Raw genomic sequence first — 21,788 nt, 5'->3', positions numbered from 1 at the left:
TTGGAGGTGCATACGGATGGCTAAAATGGGTAGACCAAAATCTGATGCCCCAAAGCTGAATACATTAAGTGTAAGGGTAACAGATAGCGAGCTGCAAAAGCTAAAGGAATATGCGGACAGTCACGGAATGACCATAACTCAATTATTGCATACAGGTGTTGATTTATTACTTAGGACACCGGATGCAGAGGTGCAAAATCTCTTTCCTTGAAGAAAGGAGTAGAGATGGCAAAAGCAAGAAAAGACAACAAAGGCAGAGCATTACGGAAGGGGGAATCCCAGAGAACGGATAATACATATGTATATACTTACACTGATCCGTTCAAGAAACGCAGATTTGTATATGCCAAAGATTTGCAGACACTAAGACAAAAAGAAGCAGATTTGATAAAAAATCAGCTTGATGGATTAGATGTTTATGTAGCTGGTAGTGCGACTTTGAATTTTGTATTTGACAGGTATATGTCAACGAAGTATGACTTACGCAAGACAACACGTTCCAATTACAATTATATGTATGACCATTTTGTAAGGGACGGATTTGGACAGAGAAAAATCGGAGAGATAAAGTATTCCGATGTAATGTATTTTTATTACTATCTGTTGAATGAGAAAGACTTGCAGGCAAATACAGTCGATACGATTCATACGGTGCTTCACCCTACATTTCAGTTGGCAGTGCGTGACGGAATAATCCGCACAAATCCTTCTGATGGTGTCATGGCAGAAATCAAAAGAAAAGCAGGGAAGAACAAAGGCATTAGACACGCTTTGACGGTAGAGCAGCAGAGGGCTTTTATGAATTATACCGCAAACAATCCAATCTTTTATCATTGGCATCCATTATTCACAGTTTTATTGGGAACCGGATGCAGAATTGGAGAAGTGATTGGTTTAAGGTGGGAAGATTTGGACTTTGAAAACCGTCTTATCAATATCAATCATAGCGTGACCTATTATGCCAGAGAGGGCAGTAAAACACGCAAGTCAGAATTTGCGGTGTCACTTCCAAAGACAGAAGCGGGTATCCGGACTGTTCCGATGATGGATGCGGTTTACAATGCATTCAAAGAGGAATATGAGGTGCAGAAAGAAAATGGTTTCAACAGTACCGTGATTGATGGTATGACAGGCTTCATTTTTTGTAACCGCTTCGGTAATATTCATAATCCACAGACTGTTAATCGGACGATTAAGAGGATCTTGGAGAACTATAATGCTGAGGAAGTAGTCAATGCCAAAAAGGAGAGACGGCAGCCTGTTATTATCCCACATTTTTCCTGCCACCATTTACGGCATACCTTTTGTACGAGGTTCTGCGAAAAGGAAACAAACATAAAAGTCATTCAGGCTGTCATGGGACACGCTAACATCGAAACAACGATGGATATTTATGCGGAGGTCACAGACGCAAAGAAAAAAGAAGCAATAGAAAACTTATCACACAATCTTGATATATTTTAGGGAAGAGTCCTTAAAATTGAATGTGTGAATTACAACTACAAAATCATTGATTTACTACTTAGTTACTACGAATTTTGCTTGCATGGTACTGAATAATATATGATAATACGTTGCAGAGAGTTAGCAAATACGTGGTAATACTTCATAATAGGGAACAATACCTCTTCTTCTTGGGTATTCCCGACAATGAAGAGTCTTGACTCTGACAAAAAAGCAGGAAAATCCGGAGCAGTAGAAGAAGCAACTGCAAACGACAACAACGGATTCTTCAAAGACAACGCGAAGATTGACTTCTCCAACGTAAAGGTTGAGCCTTTATTTGAAGAAGAGGTTGATTTCGATACATTCAGCAAATCTGATTTCCGTGCCGTAAAGGTTAAAGAGTGTGTAGCAGTTCCGAAGAGCAAGAAGCTCCTTCAGTTCACACTGGATGACGGAACAGGTACAGACCGCACGATCTTAAGCGGAATCCACTCTTACTATGAGCCGGAAGAATTAGTTGGTAAGACACTGATCGCAATCACCAACCTTCCGCCAAGAAAGATGATGGGAATCGAGTCTTGCGGTATGCTGCTTTCAGCAGTGAATAACCTGAAGGATTCAGAGGATGAAGAACTGCATCTTCTGATGGTTGATAACCATATTCCGGCAGGTGCTAAGCTGTACTAATCCAGAAAAAAGAGTTCGGTTTGGTAGTCATAGACGTCCAATCAGGAAAAGTGGTTCCACGGATTGACATGGAGCTACATGAAACGGCCTGGAGCTGTATAGATTGAAAAGGGAAAGAAGAAATGAAAATAACGGCAGGTTCAGATAAAACTTTTGTGAAATTTTCCTGTTTTGTTGCTGATTTACTTAAATTATGGTATAGTAAAGCTATATTGAGCAAATATATACAAAAAAATATAAAAAAATATGGCAGGAGTGGTCAAAATGTATCAGGAAGAATACAAACGTTGGTTAGCAGCAGATCTGGAAGATGCAGATCTTAACCCGGAATTATCCAGAATTGAAGGAAACGATGAAGAAATCAAAGATCGTTTCGCAGTGGCTCTGAAGTTTGGAACAGCCGGACTTCGTGGGGTTCTGGGTGTTGGAACAAACCGTATGAATATTTACGTAGTACGTCAGGCAACACAGGGACTTGCCAACTGGGTAAAGACACAGGGCGGAAATCAGACAGTAGCGATCAGCTATGACAGCCGTCTTAAGAGCGATGTATTTGCAAAGAACGCAGCAGGTGTACTGGCTGCAAACGGAATCAAAGTAAGAATTTACGATGCACTGATGCCTGTACCGGCACTTTCTTTTGCAACACGTTACTATGAATGCAACGCAGGTATTATGGTAACAGCATCTCACAACCCGGCTAAGTACAATGGATATAAAGCATACGGTCCGGACGGATGCCAGATGACAGATGATGCAGCAGCAATCGTATATGATGAAATTCAGAAAACAGACGTACTTACCGGTGCGAAATATATGTCTTTCGCAGAAGGTGTAGAAGAAGGTCTGATTCGTTTCGTAGGAGATGACTGCAAACAGGCTCTCTATGAAGCAATCGAATCCCGCCAGGTTCGTCCGGGTCTTTGCAAAACAGCAGGCCTGAAACTGGTTTACAGTCCATTAAACGGTTCCGGCCTTGTACCTGTAACTCAGGTATTAAAAGATATCGGAATCACAGACATTACTATCGTTCCGGAACAGGAATATCCGAACGGATACTTCACAACCTGCAGCTATCCGAACCCGGAGATCTTTGCAGCTCTGGAACTGGGATTAAATCTTGCAAAAGAAACAGGTGCAGACTTAATGCTTGCAACTGACCCGGATGCAGACCGTGTCGGTATCGCAATGAAATGCCCGGATGGTTCTTATGAACTGGTAACAGGTAATGAGGTAGGTGTACTCCTTCTTGATTATATCTGTGCAGGCCGCATTGAAAAAGGCACAATGCCAAAGAACCCGGTAGCAGTGAAATCCATCGTTTCCACACCGCTTGCAGACGCAGTAGCAGAGCATTATGGTGTAGAACTCAGAAGTGTACTTACAGGATTCAAGTGGATCGGAGACCAGATCGCACAGCTTGAGGCAGCAGGTGAAGTAGACAGATTTATCTTCGGATTTGAAGAGAGCTATGGATACCTCGCAGGACCATACGTACGTGATAAAGATGCTGTCATTGGATCTATGCTGATCTGTGAAATGGCTGCATACTACAGAAGCATTGGAAGTTCTCTGAAACAGAGAATGGAAGAAATCTATGCACAGTACGGACGTTATCTGAACAAGGTAGACAGCTTCGAGTTCCCGGGATTAAGCGGAATGGACAAGATGGCAGCTCTGATGCAGGGACTTCGCGACAAACCTCTCACGGAGATCGCCGGTCATCAGATTGTCAAAGTAACAGACTATCAGAAACCAGAAGAAACAGGACTTCCGGCAGCAGACGTACTCATCTACAAACTGGACAATGGCGAGACAGTAGTAGTTCGTCCATCCGGAACAGAACCTAAGATCAAAATCTATTACACAACTCTTGGCAAGAATCTGGAAGAAGCAGAAGCTGAGAAAGAGAAACTGGCTGAAGCACTGAAACCTATCATGGCATAAGTACAGGATTTTACCTGGAATCAATGCGTTGATATGAATCGGAAGAACCTGTCAGGTTTGATAAAAACAAATGAATAAAACTAAATGAATAAAATCAAAAAGGCTGTGTTTATGAAAGCATGGCCTTTTTATATGCCGGAGATTTTGGGAATTCACGAAATTGTAGTGTGTGCATTCCAGAGTACATTTGAAAATTTATTCGTGCAATCTGCACGCCCTGTTTTGTTGTATCTTTTGCATTCATTCGGTTGACGTAGCATAAACAGACGTAGCATGTTTTGATATTTATTTTGACTAAATGGATATGCTTTGCTACAATGATTGATAATGAGATTTTATCCAGAAAGGTTTTGAAAATATGAGCGAGAATACGAAGTAGTCAGCATTCCGATTTCCGATGGTACAGAGCGGGACTTCGCAATCATGGATACCTTCGAAGTGGAAGGACAGAACTATATGGCCGTATCGCTGATAGAAGAGGATGAGATACAGGAAGGCGTTTACATTTACCGTTATCAGAACGCGGAAGATGGAGACGTAATTGTAGAGAAAATCACAGCACCTGCAGAATATAAAAAAGTATCAAAATTCTATGAGTGTATGTAAGTTCTCTGAATTTAACCGAATTATCAAATGGCGATTCGGTTATAAACAAACAGGATAATCCTGGTTTTTCAGATTTGATAATTAAGGAGGAAACGACAGATGGAAAAATCAACAGTTTATTTCACAGATTTTCGATGCCCGGTCGGAACAAGCCAGCTTGATAAGCTGAAAAAACTTTGTATCGCAGCCGGAATCAAAGACATTGATATGGATGGCAAATTCGTAGCAATCAAGATGCACTTTGGAGAGCTTGGAAACATGGCGTTCCTGCGTCCGAACTATGCAAAAGTAGTTGCTGACCTTTGCAAGGAGCAGGGTGGACTTCCATTCCTCACAGACTGTAACACTCTTTATCCGGGAAGCCGTAAGAATGCACTGGAACATCTTGACTGCGCAAATACGAATGGCTTTAATACCATCACAACAGGATGCCAGATTATTATCGGTGATGGCCTTCGTGGTACAGACGAAGTAGAAGTACCGGTAGTAAACGGAGAGTACTGCAAGACTGCACTCATCGGCCATGCAATCATGGATGCCGATATCTTTATCAGCTTAAGTCATTTCAAAGGTCACGAAGCAACAGGTTTTGGCGGTGCGCTGAAGAATATCGGAATGGGCTGCGGAAGCCGTGCAGGTAAGATGAAACAGCATGCCAGTGGAAAACCGGCAGTAAACGAAGAACTTTGCCGTGGCTGCCGTCGTTGTGCGAAGGAATGCGGAAGTGACGCGATTACATATCCAGACAAAAAAGCAGTCATCGATTATGACAAATGTAAAGGCTGCGGCCGTTGTATCGGAGCATGTAGTTTTGATGCTGTATACAATCCAAACAGCAGCGCAAACGAACTTCTGGATCGTAAGATGGCAGAGTATGCACAGGCTGTCTGTCATGGCCGTCCACACTTCCATGTAGCACTGGTTCAGGACATCAGCCCGAACTGTGACTGCCATGGAGAGAATGATGCACCGATCCTTCCGGATATCGGAATGTTCGCAAGTTTTGACCCGGTTGCTCTGGATCAGGCCTGCGCAGATGCCTGTCTGAAAGCGACACCAATCGAGAACAGCCAGCTTGGTGAACACCTTGCACAGCCTGACTGGCACTGCCATCACGACCATTTCAAAGATTCCAACCCGAATATTGAATGGCAGGCAACACTGGATCAGGCCGAGAAGATTGGATTGGGTACAAGACAGTATGAATTGAAGGTTGTAAAATAATAACAGTTCATTTCTGAGATGATCTTAGACTATAGCGTGCAGATTGCGGGAATGATTTTTCAAACACGCTCTAGGGCGCTTTGTTAAGAAATCATGAAGCTGTGATTTGTATGTACAGAATATTGCTATATGAGAGTATAGAGTATAAGGAGACTCGCAAGATGAATATTTGCATTTATGGCGCAGCCAGCCCACAGCTGGATCAGATTTATTATGAGAAAACCGAAGAACTTGGCAGACTGATGGCCAGACGTGGACATGGACTGGTATTCGGAGGTGGAGAGACAGGACTTATGGGAGCTGTGGCCAGAGGTGTGGACGCAGAAGGCGGTTATCTCCTGGGAATTGCACCACGGTTCTTTGATGAACCGGGGATCTTGTATCAGCATTGTACGGAATTTATCATGACGGAGACGATGCGGGAGAGAAAACATCTCCTGGAAGAGAAGTCACAGGCGACAATTGTAGTTCCGGGAGGTATCGGAACTTACGAAGAATTTTTTGAGATTCTTACACTTAAGAGTCTGAACAGACTGGATCGCGCGATTGTTTTCTATAATATTAATGGCTACTATGATCTGATGAGACAGCTTCTGGAACATACTGCAAAAGAAAAGTTCATGGAACCGGCGACTTTGGATATGTGTAAATTTATGGACAAGCCGGAAGAAATTCTTGATTACATAGAGCAATATTTTGCAAAGAAATAATTTCGACGCGATAATCTTTCATTTCCCCTCGGAAGTACGAAAAAACACTTCCGGGGGGTTTGTATTTCTCAAGTGAAGGGTAACTCACACGATGTATTCAGATGTTTACAGTAAATTTTCTCTCTGCTATACTATAAATCAAATGCCGGGTGCTGGCAAAAGGGATAAAGGTATTTACAAATTATAATGAAAAGGGGACAAAAAACTATGGAAAAAAGAAAAATTATTATGGACTGCGATCCTGGAATTGATGACGCTATCGCACTTGCTTACGCAGCAGCTCACCCGGAAGCATTTGAACTTCTGGCAGTGACAACCGTAGCCGGGAACCAGACCATTGACATCGTAACAAGAAATGCTCTGGACCTGTCAGCGCTTTATAAATTGAATGTGCCGGTAGCTGCCGGAATGGTAGAACCAATCATCAGAGAACATCACACAGCATCTGAATTTCATGGAAAAAACGGACTTGGTGACTGCACGATTCCGAGAGCCGATGCAGAACCGGAAAAAGAGATGGCAGTCTTTTACATTAAGAGACTTCTCACCGAACTCCCGGAAGGAGAGAAAGTAACTCTGATCTGTACAGCACCGTTGACAAATATCGGTTTACTTCTTAAAATTTATCCGGAAGTAAAATCAAAAATCCAGGAGATCATTCTCATGGGTGGCGCAGTGGCAGGTGGAAATGTAACCGCATCCGCAGAGTTTAATATTTATGTAGATCCGGAAGCTGCAAAAATCGTATTTAAATCAGGCCTTCCAATTGTAATGTGCGGCCTGGACGTTACGGAGAAATGTGCCCTGACACGTTCCCAGATCCAGAAACTCAGCCAGTCTCAGAATAATCAGATTGCGAAGATTTGTGGAGATATGGCGGGCTACAGCCTGGCAAACGGAAATAAATTCAGGGGACAGGTAAGTATCCATGATGCGGTTCCATATATGTATCTGACACATCCGGAAATCTTCAAAGTCCAGAAGGTGGTACTGGACGTAGACTGCTCTGATGGTGAATCTGCAGGAAGAACCATCGCAGATTTCCGCTGGTGGATGCATGAAGAAGAGGAAGAGAACACTGCAGTTATGGATGCAGACGCTTCCAAATTCCAGGAATACCTCATAGAGGCAATCTATGAACTGGGAGAGAAAGTAAAATAGAATCATTACTGTTCACACTGCTTTGTGATCGGTAATCGCAGAATTTCATTGTAGCCTGCATCGAGGAACGTTACAACAGGATAGCAATAGCTATTGCAGAATTGTTTTTATAAAGAAATTTATTATAGAGAAACTCGTATAGAGGCAGGCAAAAAAAGGAATGGATAAATGAACTATATAGTTTTTGACTTGGAATGGAATCAGAATCCAGCGGGAAAGAAAACTCGCAACGACAAACTTCCATTCGAGATTATCGAGATCGGAGCTGTAAAAGTAAACAGCAAAAAAGAAATAACGGACAGTTTTCACAGACTGATTAAACCACAGGTTTATAACTGGATCCATAACAGCATTCATGAGGTGATTCATGTGGATTATAAAGACCTTATGAGCGGTGTGCCGTTTGAACAGGCTGCCAGAGAATTTCTTGACTGGTGCGGAGAAGACTGGTATTTTTTTACCTGGGGAAATCAGGATGTGATGGAACTTCAGAGAAATATGAAGTTCTATGGAATACTTGACCTTCTCCCAGGACCGGTGACTTACTATGATGTGCAGAAACTGTTCAGCATCAGTTATGATGACGGTACGCGCAGATGTGCACTGGAGCATGCAATCGATGAGCTGAAAATAGAGAAGTCCCGGGGATTTCACAGAGCACTTGCGGATGCCTGGTATACTGCTGAGGTTTTAAAGAAGATAAATAACATCATAATCGTGAATCACCCGTCACTGGACGTATATCAGAATCCGAAGAAGAAAAAGGAAGAGATACACATTTCCTATCCGGATCATGACAAATACGTATCCAGAGAATTCAGCACGAGAGAGCGTGTTATGAAAGACCGCGAAGTAACAAGTACCAGATGTCCGATCTGTCATTTGCCTGCCAAGCGGAAACTTCGCTGGTTTATGAACAATCCGAAGGTTTATTACAGCGTTTCTGTATGTGAGGAACACGGACTGGTAAAAGGAAAGATCCGTATCCGGAAAACAGAAGATGAGAAATATTTTGCAGTGAAAACATTGCGTTTCACAGATACAGAAGAAGCGGAGGAACTTCGTGAAAGAAAAGAAGTCCTCCGCCTCAGGCGAAAACTAAAAAGAAGTGTTGAGAAGGAGGTCTGAAAGGATCTCCTTTTCATATTGTATTCCATATCCGACCATATGATCATTAAAATAATATTTGCTCTTGATACGTTTCGGTCCTACAGAATTATTAAGAAGCCACTGTTTCCTGACAAGCCGGCTCACATCTGTTCCTGTGGGAACTGTCACATACACATGTCTCATATAATAGAAAGAACAGAGATCTCCGCTATTTTTTAAGAGATGCTTCTCACATGGAAGAAATGTTGCCGGAACCGGATTCGTGTCTATATTCATATCTACTTTTTCAAAATTGTCAAAGCCATAGTCCAGCAGAGAGGTTGTATCCGGGAAAGCACCGTTTGTAGAATTCAGTACAACTGCAATCAGGATGGAATTGCCTCTCTTCGCATAAGTTACGAGGGTATTTCCGGCCACGTTTGTATAACCGGTCTTACCTCCGAGAACTCCGTCGTAAGCGTAGGACTGACCGGACATCATTCTGTGGTGATTGAGAAGGTAACGGGTTTCTGACTGTTTGTTTGTCGGCGGAATCTCATAAGTCTGCGTAGTGACAAATTTACGAAACTCCGGATTATACCAGGCAGCTTTTGCAATCTTCATCATATCACTTGCAGTGGTGTAGTGAGTCTCATCCGGCAGGCCGTTTGGATTATTGAAATGTGTATTCTTACATCCAAGCTGTGCTGCCCTCTGATTCATCAGTTCCACAAACTTCTTAACAGAACCGCTTGTCTTTTCGGCAATGGCAAGAGCCATCTCATTGGCGGATTCCAGCATCAGCGCCATCAACGCCTGCTCTACAGTAAAAACTTCGCCGGTTTCTGCGTAGATCGTGGAGCTTCCGGCCTCGATTCCGTAAGCCGCCTCCTGTGACATCGTGATCGTATCATTCATGTCGAGATTCTCACATGCCAAGAGTGCGGTCATGATCTTAGTGATACTGGCTGGATAGAGTCTGTCATCAGGATTCTTGGAATAAAGAACGGTATCAGTTACCGCATCCATTAATACAGCGGACTGTCCTTCAATACTTGGCCCGGCAGGCCATCCTTTGATGGAGTCAGTATCAGCAGCCTGGGAATAAGTCGCCGAATGACCGGCTTCGGGAGTTGCAGTGGCACTCGCCTCAGCAGCATAAATAGCAGCCGGCTGAGTAACCAGCAGCCCGGCACAAAGCATTCCGGCAAGAGAACGCTTTATCATTGTATGAAATTTTCTCTTAAACATTTAAAATTACCCTTCATTAATAAATGCGCATAGAAAATTATTAACTATGCAGATTAGTTGTTCAGATATTGCTGTCCATGCGTTAATGAGAACGGAGAGAACAGTAACGCTTAGATAACTCCTGACGACGATTTATTCTACCCTATTATATCATTAATTACAATGGCTGTGTAAAATTTATATCCTTATATATTCTCACAAAGTTATCCTGTTACTGTTCACACACCACTATTCCGCGAGGTGTTTTGGCATGAATATGCCAAAATCCCGAGACATACAAGCCAAAATTCCATTGCCGCAGGCAATCTGGAATGAATTTTGGTAACGTTACTGCGAACGGAGTGAACAGTAACGTTATCCTGAGGTTAGCATAACCTTAAATAATCCAAAAAATACTTGACACAGGGAATTTCGTGACCTTATAATGAATCCGCATAGTGTTTTAAATATAAACCACAAAAACGTTGATGGAGACAGTAATTGCAGTTGAACGCAGACAGCGAGTCAGGGAGGGTGTGAGCCTGATGGCAAGTAAATGCAGTGAAAATCACTCCGGAGTTGCAACTCTGAAGGCGATATGCAGATAGGAGCTGACGGAAATCCCCGTTAAAGGATTCATGTATCGGCAAAGATGCCCGTACAATGTAACAGGTGGTATAACGAACGTAAATAAACCTTCGTCCTTTTACAAAAAAGGGCGATTTTTTTGTTTTATCCTGGAATGAAATGAGACTCTCATTTATGGGAATCTGATTTCGTTCCAGGATACCATTGATGTATCATAACAAACTTCTTATAAAACAAAAAAGATTACAGGATTGTTTTCGTTCTTAAAAGATGCGGACAAATGAGATGACAGGACTATCCGGCATACTTTTGTGGCATCTTATACAATAATAAAAACAGGAGGTAATTTACTGTGTACCAGAAAGTTGATACGAACTTAAATTTTGTAGACCGTGAGAAAAAAGTAGAAGAATTCTGGAAAGAAAACCATATCTTTGAGAAAAGTATGGAAAACAGAAAAGAAGGAGAAACCTATACTTTCTACGATGGACCGCCAACCGCCAACGGTAAACCGCACATTGGCCATGTGCTTACCCGTGTAATCAAGGATATGATTCCGAGATACCGCACAATGAAGGGTTACATGGTTCCGCGTAAAGCAGGATGGGATACCCACGGACTTCCGGTAGAGCTGGAAGTAGAGAAGAAACTGGGACTGGATGGCAAAGAACAGATTGAAGAATACGGTATGGAGCCATTCATCAAACAGTGTAAAGAAAGTGTCTGGAAATACAAAGGAATGTGGGAGGATTTCTCCTCAACAGTTGGTTTCTGGGCTGATATGGAGCATCCATATGTAACTTACTATGATGACTATATCGAATCCGAGTGGTGGGCACTCAAAGAAATCTGGAACAAGAAGCTTCTGTACAAAGGCTTCAAGATTGTTCCTTACTGTCCGAGATGTGGTACTCCGCTTTCCGCACAGGAAGTATCCCAGGGATATAAAACCGTCAAAGAACGTTCCGCAGTTGTAAGATTCAAAGTTATCGGTGAAGATGCATACTTCCTTGCATGGACAACAACACCATGGACACTTCCGTCCAACGTTGCACTCTGCGTAAACCCGGATGAGACTTACTGCAAAGTAAAAGCAGCAGACGGATACACATATTACATGGCAGAAGCACTTCTGGACAAAGTCCTCGGCAAACTTGCAAAAGAGGAAGGTGAAAAAGCATACGAAGTTCTGGAAACCTACAAAGGAACAGATCTGGAACACAAAGAGTATGAGCCACTTTTTGCATGTGCAGGAGAAGCAGCAGCAAAACAGAAAAAGAAAGCTCATTTCGTAACATGTGACACATACGTTACTATGAGCGATGGTACAGGTATCGTTCATATCGCACCTGCATTTGGTGAAGACGACAGCAGAATCGGACGTAACTATGACCTTCCATTCGTACAGTTCGTAGACGGACAGGGTAACCTGACAAAAGAGACTCCATACGCTGGCGTTTTCGTAAAGAAAGCAGACCCGATGGTTCTCACAGACCTGGACAAAGAAGGCAAACTCTTCGATGCTCCGAAATTCGAGCATGAATATCCACACTGCTGGAGATGCGACACACCACTGATCTACTATGCAAGAGAATCCTGGTTTATCAAGATGACAGCAGTCAAAGATGACCTGATCAGAAATAACAACACAATCAACTGGATTCCGGAGAGCATCGGTAAAGGACGTTTCGGCGACTGGCTGGAGAATGTTCAGGACTGGGGTATCAGCCGTAACCGTTACTGGGGAACACCGCTGAACATCTGGCAGTGCGAATGCGGACATATGCATTCCGTTGGAAGCCGTCAGGAATTATTTGAGATGAGCGGTGATGAGAGAGCCAAGACAGTAGAGCTTCATCGTCCATACATTGATGAGATCACACTGAAGTGTCCGGAATGTGGTGGAGAAATGCACCGTGTACCGGAAGTTATCGACTGCTGGTTCGACTCAGGAGCAATGCCTTTCGCACAGCACCACTATCCATTTGAAAACAAAGAATTATTTGAGCAGCAGTTCCCTGCAAACTTTATCTCCGAGGCAGTAGACCAGACTCGTGGATGGTTCTACTCACTCCTTGCAGAATCCACACTGCTCTTCAACAAAGCACCATATAAGAACGTAATCGTTCTGGGACATGTCCAGGATGAGAACGGACAGAAGATGAGTAAGTCCAAGGGAAATGCAGTTGACCCATTTGACGCACTGAACAAATACGGCGCAGATGCGATCCGCTGGTATTTCTACATCAACAGTGCACCATGGCTTCCAAACCGTTTCCATGGCAAAGCCGTTGTAGAAGGACAGCGTAAATTCATGAGCACACTCTGGAACACATACGCGTTCTTCGTATTATATGCAAACATCGACAACTTCGATCCAACTAAATACAATCTGGAATATGATCAGCTCCCTGTAATGGATAAATGGCTGCTCAGCAGATTAAACACAACTGTACAGGCAGTAGACAATGACCTGGCAAACTACAAGATTCCGGAAGCAGCAAGAGCACTCCAGGAATTCGTAGATGAGATGAGTAACTGGTATGTAAGAAGAAGCCGTGAACGTTTCTGGGCAAAAGGAATGGAGCAGGATAAGATTAATGCTTACATGACTCTGTACAACGCACTGGTAACAATCGCCAAGACAGCAGCTCCGATGATTCCGTTCATGACAGAAGATATGTATCAGAACCTTGTAAGAAACGTAGACAAAGATGCTCCGGAAAGTATCCACCTCTGCGACTTCCCGACTGTAAACGAAGCATGGATCGACAAAGACCTCGAAGCAGACATGAAAGAGCTTCTCGAGATCGTAGTTCTCGGACGTGCATGCAGAAATACAGCAAACATCAAGAACCGTCAGCCGATCGGAACCATGTATGTAAAAGCTGAGAAGAAGATGGGTGAGTTTTACACAGACATTATCGCAGACGAGCTGAATGTCAAAGAAGTAAAATTCGCAGATGATGTAGAATCCTTTATCTCCTACAGCTTCAAACCACAGCTTCGTACAGTAGGACCGAAATACGGTAAACTCCTTGGAGGAATCAGACAGGCTCTCACAGACATCAATGGAACAGCAGCAATGAACGAGCTGAGAACCAACGGTGTTCTGAAACTGGATATCAACGGAAACGATGTAGAACTCACAGAAGAAGACCTTATTATTGAAACAGCACAGACAGAAGGCTATGTATCCGAATCCGACGGCGAAACATCCGTAGTTCTCGATACAAACCTGACACCTGAACTGATCGAAGAGGGATTCGTACGTGAGATCATCAGCAAGATCCAGACCATGCGTAAGGAAGCCGGCTTCGAAGTTATGGACAAGATCGTAGTATACGCTCACGGAAACGACAAGATCCAGGATGTCATGAAAGCACACGAAGATGAGATCAAGTCAGAAGTACTTGCAGACGAAATGGTGCTTGGCGAGACCGATGGTTATGTGAAAGAGTGGAACATCAACAAAGAAGCAGTAACTATGGGTGTTAAGAAACTGTAATTTAGTACTTTCACAATGCACAGTAACAAAAAAATATTACAAATTTCGGCAATTATACACATGACAGACTGTCGAAAAAAGAGTATCATTAGTCTTGACAGTCTGATTTCAGAGAGGAAATTGGAGGCGGAGATTCTTTGCCCCCAATTTCTCTGATATGAGAAAACAGAAGAGTTGACGGAATGAAGAGGTTCACCGGCAATATCCGCAAGGTGTATTGCTGAGAATAAAGTGAACAGTGAAACCATTATGGGAGGTATGAAATGACAAACGAAATGTTCAAGAAAGAGGCATTCAAGAAAAGCGTAAAAGACAACGTAAAATTCCTCTATCGAAAAACAATTGAAGAAGCTACACAGGAGCAGATTTTCCAGGCAGTAAGCTACACAGTAAAAGACGTTATCATCGATAACTGGCTTGAAACACAGAAAGCATACGACGAACAGGATCCAAAGACTGTATACTACATGTCCATGGAATTCCTGATGGGACGTGCCCTTGGAAACAACCTGATCAACCTTTGTGCATATGGCGAAGTAAAAGAAGCTCTTGATGAGCTGGGATTCGACATCAACTGCATCGAAGACCAGGAACCAGACCCGGCTCTTGGAAACGGTGGTCTGGGAAGACTTGCTGCATGCTTCCTTGATTCTCTCGCAACATTAAACTACTCTGCATATGGATGCGGAATCCGTTATCACTACGGAATGTTCAAACAGAAAATCGAGAACGGTTACCAGATCGAAGTACCGGATAACTGGTTAAAGAACGGCTACCCATTCGAACTTCGCCGTCCGGAATATGCCAAAGAAGTACACTTCGGCGGATATGTAAGAGTAGAATACGATCCTGAAAAGGGCGGAAACAAATTCATTCATGAAGGATATCAGGCAGTAAAAGCTATCCCTTATGATATGCCGATCACAGGCTATGACAATGATGTAGTAAACACACTTCGTATCTGGGATGCAGAACCAATCGTAGACTTCGAGCTTGATTCCTTTGACAAAGGTGATTACAAGAAAGCAGTAGAGCAGGAGAACCTTGCCCGCAACATCGTAGAGGTCCTTTACCCGAACGACAACCACTATGCCGGTAAAGAGCTGAGACTGAAACAGCAGTACTTCTTCGTATCTGCAAGTTTACAGGCAGCAATCGATAAATATAAGAAGAAACACAGCGACATTAAGAAATTATATGAGAAAGTAACCTTCCAGATGAACGATACCCATCCAACTGTAGCAGTAGCAGAGTTAATGCGTATCCTCATGGACGAAGAAGGACTTGGCTGGGACGAAGCATGGGAAGTAACAACCAAATCCGTTGCTTACACAAATCATACCATCATGTCTGAAGCACTTGAGAAATGGCCGATCGAGCTCTTCTCCAGACTGCTTCCACGTGTATACCAGATCATCGAAGAAATCAACCGTCGTTTCATTCTCGAAATCCAGGCAAAATACCCGGGAAACTACGAGAAGATCAAAAAGATGGCAATCATCTACGACGGACAGGTTAAGATGGCTCACCTTGCAATCGCAGCAGGCTACTCTGTAAACGGTGTTGCACGCCTTCATACAGAGATCCTGAAGAACCAGGAATTAAAAGACTTCTATGAAATGATGCCACAGAAATTCAACAACAAGACCAACGGTATCACTCAGAGACGTTTCCTGCTTCACGCAAATCCACTCCTTGCAGACTGGATCACAGAGCATATCGGACCGGACTGGATCACAGACCTTCCGCAGTTAAAGAAACTGGCAGTTTACGCAGATGATGACAAAGCACTCCAGGAATTCATGAACATCAAGTTTAAGAACAAAGAGCGTCTTGCAAAATACATCCTCGAGCACAACGGCGTAGAAGTAGATCCGCACTCCATCTTCGATGTACAGGTTAAGAGACTTCACGAGTACAAACGTCAGCTCCTGAATATCCTGCATGTTATCTATCTGTACAACCAGATCAAGATGCATCCGGAAATGGAATTCTACCCAAGAACATTCATCTTCGGTGCCAAAGCATCCGCAGGTTATGCAACAGCCAAGAAGATCATCAAACTCATCAACTCCGTAGCAGATGTAGTAAACAACGACGCTTCCATCAACGGCAAGATCAAAGTTGTATTCATCGAAAACTACAGAGTATCCAACGCTGAGTGGATCTTCGCAGCAGCAGACGTATCCGAGCAGATCTCCACAGCAAGTAAAGAAGCATCCGGAACAGGTAACATGAAATTCATGCTCAACGGTGCTCCTACACTTGGAACCATGGATGGTGCTAACGTAGAGATCGTAGAAGAAGTTGGCGCAGAAAACGCATTCATCTTCGGTTTAAGCTCCGACGAAGTCATCAACTACGAAAACAACGGCGGATACGATCCAAACGTAATCTACAACACAGACGAAGAAATCCGTCAGGTACTGATGCAGCTCATCAACGGAACCTTCTCCAATGATACAGAACTCTTCCGTGACCTGTACGATTCACTTCTCAACACAAAGAACACAGACAGAGCAGACCGCTACTTCATCCTCGCAGACTTCCGCTCCTATGCAGACGCACAGAAACGCGTAGAAGCAGCATACAGAGATGAAAAAGGCTGGGCTAAGAAAGCACTCCTCAACACAGCATGCAGCGGTAAATTCACATCCGACAGAACTATCCAGGAATATGTGGACGATATCTGGCATCTGGATAAGGTTATTGTTAGAAAGAAATAATATGCTTAATTAGAAGACAGGATTCTATATTATAATAGAAGAAATAGATTCTATGTAAGTTAGGGAAGCCTCTGGCAATACAGTTGTAAAATGTATAGGCAGAGGCTTTTTTATAAAAGAATGTAGAACAAATAGTTCTTTTACGGAAAATGAAAAATTCAGAGATACAAAGAAAGGGGTTGATCAAGTTATGGGCGGAAAAGTATTGGAATTGGAAACGGATAAATTTATAAAGAAAATAAGAGATAAGTATAAAGATGAGCTAGAAGCAGAAGCAAAAGATGAGGTAAAAACAGAAGTAGCAATTCGTATGCTTAAGAGAGGTAATTGTAGTTTGGAAGAAATTGCGAACGATACACAGTTATCGTTGGAACAGATAAAAAAGATAAAAGAAGAACTGTAGTTGTAAAATGAATAAATGGCAGAGAATCAGATAAGGTTCTCTGCTATTTTTGGATGATAAGACAGATAATACATCATCTTGTGATATAGAAGAAAAACTCACCATATTTGTAACAAATTATAGAATTCAAACATGAAAAATCAAGGAAAATAAATGCTTTTGAAGTGCGTGAAATTTAAAAAAATCGTAAAATTCTTGAGCATTACACTTGACAAAAACTGGCTAAAGCACTATTATTAACCATAACAGACAGATTATGTCTAGGAATCTTTACCCAAAAAGAAATAGTTATATTAAGGAAAGGGGAACTATAATCATGACAAAGATTAAAAACACAAAGAAGGGCATGGCAAAGAAGACATTAAGTATGTCACTTGTTGTTGCAATGCTTGCTACTTCTAATGTGCCGGTATGGGCTGCTGAGTTCAGTGATGGCAGTGACGTAAATGTTGCATCTGAAGCAGAAGCACCTGTTGCAGAATCAGCAGATGAATTCACTGATGACGCTGCTGCAACTGCAGACACAGCAGAAGCTCCGGTTGTAGATGATGGAACTGAGGCTGATGTTGCTACTGCTTCTTCTCTGGTATATGATGACTCTAAACTTGAGAATTTCAAACTTGCCACTGCTGGTACGGTTAAACTGGATGTGAATGGTACGGTTGATTCTACTAATGGTGAGTGGGGAAAGAAAATCAAACTCCCAGAAGATGGAATTACATTTAAAGAAGACAACACAATTATAGATAATGTTGTTTTATACTATTATTGGACATATAATGGAAAACAGATTAAAAACTCATTGGGAACTTCAACAGTACAAACATGGGAAGATATTAATTTAGATCTTCAGCAGAATACAATTGAACCTACTAAAGAACAGTGCATTGAAGGTGGATCTTTTGGATTAAGAATACAGCTTCTTGTAAATGGCGAAAAGAACTTCGACAAGACATATGATTTCGGTGCTGCACGTGCAGTAGATCTTACAAATACACTGAAAAACAATGACGCTGCTTCTAGAGTAAAATTTGAAGATCAGACATACAACGCAAAAGAGCAGAAACCAGCTCCTGAACTTAACGGCGTTAACTATATTTATAAAGTACAACGTAACGGTGATGAGTTAGGTGTAAATGATTTTGCATGGGATTATGTACGTACTATTGATGCAACTGGTAAAAACGACCTGATTAGCGCTGATGCAAATGTAGGTGGTCAGAAAGTATCTGTAACAGCCAAAGTCACAAAGCCAGGATATACAGGTTCATTTGTAATTGATGGTGTCAACAACAAAACCTTTGATATCAATCAGAAAGAATTAACAGATGAGTCTTTAAATGTTAATTTCACAAAAACATCTTATGAGTTTACAGGAGACACAATTTATCCAAAAACATCTGAGATCAGTGTGGTTGACAAAGACACAAATGATGATTTATCTTCTTTCGTAGCATCAGTAATTGATGCATCTGACGGATGGACTGGTAAAAATAAAACAGCTAACATCACATTAGATATAGCTAAAAAAGGTGTTATCGGAAACTATACATTAGGAAGGGCAGCAAAAAAATTCAAAGCTGATAATACTTTTGAAGTCGTAAAACGCGACCTGAGCAAATGCTCTATTAAATTAGATGGTGATTATCAGGCCGGCGAGCTTGATAACATGATCGCTGAAAACAAGAGCTTTACATGGGGAAATCAGATTTTCCTCTATGATGCAGATGGAAAAGAATTAAAGAAGCCAGTTCTTATAGGCTTATTATCCAACAAAGTTGTTAAAAACAGCAACAATACATATTCTGTTGTTGTTTCTGGAAACGGTACAACTGGTACTTACGGAGCAGTTGAAAATGTAGCCAATACATTAACTCAGAATATTTCTTCTCCTGATTTAACACTCAGAGATTATAAAGTATACTTAAATGTTAACGGTAAACGTGGCCCAGAAATCAATGTAACAAACAATAATTATGAATACACAGAAGTACCGGTTAACTTTACAGAAAAAGACATCATCCTCTGGGATCAGAAAGCTGACCGTCAGTTAACTGGAGATTCCAAACTCTTTAAAGTTGAGTGCGATTCTTCTACAGATGCCGGAGAACATCGGATTAAAATCGTTGGACAGGGAAGCTATGCCGGAAGTACTTTAACTGCTTACTATCACGTAAAACAGGCTAAATATTCCAAAACTACATGCAATGATACAGTAGTTGTAAACGAAGCTTATACAAAAGCTGAAGACTATGCAAAAGAAATCGGTTTAACTGTTACTGCTGTAAACGGAGAATCAACTCCAAAAACATTCACCCTTACAGACAAGGATATGAAAGTTGAATACACATTCGGCGACACAGCAGATAAAAACGGAAACAAGAATATCGCGCATAATACAATCACTGTAGAAGCTACTATTACTAACAATAACTTCCTTGGTGATGGATTCTCTACAGCTGATGCAAAAAGAAACACAGATGGAACAATTACAATTACTAAAGTAGTTGAAATCGTTCATCCAAGCATTGCAGATGCAACTGTTGAGATTAAGAATCCAGACAGCTATGTATTCACAGGTGAGAAGATTCTTCCAGATGTAACTGTTACAGCATCAAACGGAACAGTTCTTAAAGAAGGTGTTGATTATCGTTTAGATGTTAAACATGGTCTTCATGCAGGAACAGCTGAAGTAGTTATTACAGCAGTAAAAGAGTGCTCTGGAGCAAAAGCAGATCCTACAGTATTATATGAAACAAATACTGTAAATAGTGGAAATTACTTCACAATTAAACCTGCAGATATTAATGATGTAAAAGCTACTAATTCTTTTGTATATAAAGGAGAAGCTCAGACTCCTACAGTCGCTCAGTTGGGACTGAAACTTGGTAAATTTGATGTAACAAACTACTTTAAAGGAACAGGTTATGCAAAAGACTATCAGAACAATGTTAATGCCGGAACAGCTACTGTTGCTCTTACTGTAAATGACGAATGGAAGAATGACTTCACTGCATCTTCAGCAGATATTGCATTTGCAATCACACCAGTTGTTCTTACTGAGAATCAGGTTAACGTTGGTAAATTCACTGTATATGCTGAAAATGGTCACATCCTCAACTTCCAGGCATTTGAAGGATTCCAGTATGATGGAACAGCTAAAACATTCAAAGATGCTGATTATGAAAACTCTACAATCAAATTAAACAATAAAGCATATAACCTTGTTAACGGTAAAGATTATACTATCGAATATGCTGATAACGTTAATCCAGACCAGAGTGGAAAAGATGGAAAGACTGCTCGTGTTTATGTAAAATTAAGCCAGAATTTTACTATCGACAAAGCTGTTGAAGGAACATCCATCACAACTCAGGATGGCACAGTTATCAAAGATGTACTTAGAAGCGAAAGCTATCGTATTGCAAAGGCATCCGTAGAAAACGCAGCTGTATCCGTAACAAACCCAGTATACGATGGCGGAAACAAAGTAGCTCCAACAGTTAAGGTTACTGTAGATGGTAAAGAGTTAGTTGAAGGTACAGATTACGTATTAGTATACGATAAAGATGAAACATACAATGCAACAAAAGAAGCTTCCAAACTTGTTACTGTAAAAGGTATCAACGGATATGTAGCATCTTCCAAGACAGTTAAGTGGGGAATCGATGCCAAAGACATCGCATCTGACTCCGTAAAAGTAACCCTTGACAAGAAATCATACAAAGTTAATGAGAAGCCGGAAGTAACTGTAGCAGACGGAAAGACAATCCTTGATGCAGACGAGTATAGCGTAGCTTACACAGATATGGAAAACGGTGTACTGACCATTACAGGTGCAGGCAAGAACTACACAGGAACAAAAGAAGTTAAGTATGAAGTAGCTGCACGTTCCGATCTTGCAGATGCTACAATCAAAGGCGTAGAAGATGTATATGTAACAGGTGAACAGATCAAACCGGAAATTACTGTTGTATATGGCAAGAAGATTCTTACAGAGGGAACAGACTACACAGTAACTTATGGTGAAAATACAGCAATCGGTGAAGGTACTGTTACCATTACTGCTGTAGAAGGAAGCGTTGATTATAAGGGAACACAGACAGTAACTTTCCAGATTAAAGATTATGACCGTGCAGACCTTGCTGACGCTACTATCAAAGGTGTAGACAAAGCATACTATGTAACAGGCGAGCAGATTAAACCTGAGATTACTGTTGTAAGCGAAAACGAAATCCTCAAAGAGAATGAAGACTATACAGTAACCTACGGCGAGAACACAGAAATCGGTGAAGGTACTGTTACTATCACAGCAGTTGAAGGAAGCAAAAAATTCACAGGAAGCCAGACAGTAACTTTCCAGATTAAAGACTATGACCGTGCAGACCTTGCTGACGCTACTATCAAAGGTGTAGACAAAGCATACTATGTAACAGGCGAGCAGATTAAACCTGAGATTACTG

General features: G+C 41.8%; 15 protein-coding genes, 1 pseudogene and 1 other annotated feature. Of the genes and pseudogenes, 14 read left to right on the top strand and 2 right to left on the bottom strand.

From position 1 onward, the window contains the following. Positions 1 to 16: 16 nt before the first annotated feature. From ACTNC0_RS07480 to ACTNC0_RS07465, 4 genes and pseudogenes are all read left to right on the top strand, one after another. On the top strand, positions 17 to 211 hold the full coding sequence (locus tag ACTNC0_RS07480) for a CopG family transcriptional regulator (RefSeq protein WP_066548902.1): 195 nt from the start codon (positions 17 to 19) through the stop codon (positions 209 to 211). A 14-nt stretch (positions 212 to 225) separates the two neighbouring features. Next, positions 226 to 1,464 carry a tyrosine-type recombinase/integrase gene (locus ACTNC0_RS07475; protein ID WP_112483068.1) on the top strand — a complete coding sequence of 413 codons (1,239 nt, stop codon included), beginning with the start codon at positions 226 to 228 and terminating at the stop codon, positions 1,462 to 1,464. Between the two features lie 174 nt (positions 1,465 to 1,638). Then, a pseudogene (locus ACTNC0_RS07470) lies at positions 1,639 to 2,133 on the top strand (lysine--tRNA ligase); the annotation flags it as partial. A gap of 264 nt (positions 2,134 to 2,397) precedes the next feature. After that, complete coding sequence (locus ACTNC0_RS07465) at positions 2,398 to 4,080, top strand: phospho-sugar mutase (protein ID WP_441086912.1); 1,683 nt, start codon at positions 2,398 to 2,400, stop codon at positions 4,078 to 4,080. A 109-nt stretch (positions 4,081 to 4,189) separates the two neighbouring features. Here ACTNC0_RS07465 and ACTNC0_RS07460 read toward each other — a convergent pair whose 3' ends face one another. Then, on the bottom strand, positions 4,190 to 4,363 hold the full coding sequence (locus ACTNC0_RS07460) for a DUF6783 domain-containing protein (RefSeq protein ID WP_441087004.1): 174 nt from the start codon (positions 4,361 to 4,363) through the stop codon (positions 4,190 to 4,192). 101 nt (positions 4,364 to 4,464) lie between these two features. On the opposite strand from ACTNC0_RS07460, the gene ACTNC0_RS07455 reads away from it, so the two are divergent. From ACTNC0_RS07455 to ACTNC0_RS07430, 6 genes are all read left to right on the top strand, one after another. Further along, a complete protein-coding gene (locus tag ACTNC0_RS07455) occupies positions 4,465 to 4,686 on the top strand; it encodes a DUF1292 domain-containing protein (protein ID WP_117846226.1) in 222 nt (73 codons plus the stop codon). Between the two features lie 99 nt (positions 4,687 to 4,785). Further along, positions 4,786 to 5,910, top strand: a complete 1,125-nt coding sequence (locus tag ACTNC0_RS07450) for a DUF362 domain-containing protein (RefSeq protein WP_118247633.1) — start codon at positions 4,786 to 4,788, stop codon at positions 5,908 to 5,910. 18 nt (positions 5,911 to 5,928) lie between these two features. Continuing rightward, positions 5,929 to 5,997, top strand: coding sequence for a DUF6783 domain-containing protein (locus tag ACTNC0_RS07445; protein ID WP_441087003.1), 69 nt, complete (start codon positions 5,929 to 5,931; stop codon positions 5,995 to 5,997). 74 nt (positions 5,998 to 6,071) lie between these two features. Beyond that, positions 6,072 to 6,620: a TIGR00730 family Rossman fold protein gene (locus ACTNC0_RS07440; protein WP_441086910.1), complete on the top strand. Its 549-nt coding sequence runs from the start codon at positions 6,072 to 6,074 to the stop codon at positions 6,618 to 6,620. A gap of 207 nt (positions 6,621 to 6,827) precedes the next feature. Next, positions 6,828 to 7,781 carry a nucleoside hydrolase gene (locus ACTNC0_RS07435; protein WP_441086909.1) on the top strand — a complete coding sequence of 318 codons (954 nt, stop codon included), beginning with the start codon at positions 6,828 to 6,830 and terminating at the stop codon, positions 7,779 to 7,781. A gap of 168 nt (positions 7,782 to 7,949) precedes the next feature. After that, positions 7,950 to 8,909: an exonuclease domain-containing protein gene (locus tag ACTNC0_RS07430; protein WP_441086908.1), complete on the top strand. Its 960-nt coding sequence runs from the start codon at positions 7,950 to 7,952 to the stop codon at positions 8,907 to 8,909. On the opposite strand, the gene ACTNC0_RS07425 is transcribed toward ACTNC0_RS07430, so the two are convergent. Beyond that, on the bottom strand, positions 8,880 to 10,121 hold the full coding sequence (locus tag ACTNC0_RS07425; RefSeq protein ID WP_441086907.1) for a D-alanyl-D-alanine carboxypeptidase family protein: 1,242 nt from the start codon (positions 10,119 to 10,121) through the stop codon (positions 8,880 to 8,882). The two genes, ACTNC0_RS07430 and ACTNC0_RS07425, sit on opposite strands and share 30 nt — an antisense overlap. 455 nt (positions 10,122 to 10,576) lie before the next feature. After that, positions 10,577 to 10,809, top strand: a binding site (T-box leader). Between the two features lie 231 nt (positions 10,810 to 11,040). On the opposite strand from ACTNC0_RS07425, the gene ileS reads away from it, so the two are divergent. From ileS to ACTNC0_RS07405, 4 genes are all read left to right on the top strand, one after another. Beyond that, positions 11,041 to 14,196: an isoleucine--tRNA ligase gene (gene ileS, locus ACTNC0_RS07420; protein ID WP_441086906.1), complete on the top strand. Its 3,156-nt coding sequence runs from the start codon at positions 11,041 to 11,043 to the stop codon at positions 14,194 to 14,196. A 263-nt stretch (positions 14,197 to 14,459) separates the two neighbouring features. After that, on the top strand, positions 14,460 to 16,922 hold the full coding sequence (locus ACTNC0_RS07415) for a glycogen/starch/alpha-glucan phosphorylase (protein ID WP_441039490.1): 2,463 nt from the start codon (positions 14,460 to 14,462) through the stop codon (positions 16,920 to 16,922). A gap of 190 nt (positions 16,923 to 17,112) precedes the next feature. Then, positions 17,113 to 17,325, top strand: coding sequence for a hypothetical protein (locus ACTNC0_RS07410; protein WP_118137464.1), 213 nt, complete (start codon positions 17,113 to 17,115; stop codon positions 17,323 to 17,325). 316 nt (positions 17,326 to 17,641) lie between these two features. Next, the coding region (locus tag ACTNC0_RS07405; protein ID WP_441086905.1) for a hypothetical protein at positions 17,642 to 21,788 on the top strand (4,147 nt) is incomplete at its 3' end.

Source organism: Blautia sp. HCP3S3_B11 (genome assembly GCF_052064435.1).
In the GTDB taxonomy this organism is placed as follows: Bacteria; Bacillota; Clostridia; order Lachnospirales; family Lachnospiraceae; genus Blautia_A.
Note: the sequence above shows the minus strand (reverse complement) of the source record. Positions and strands in the feature narration are given on the sequence as shown.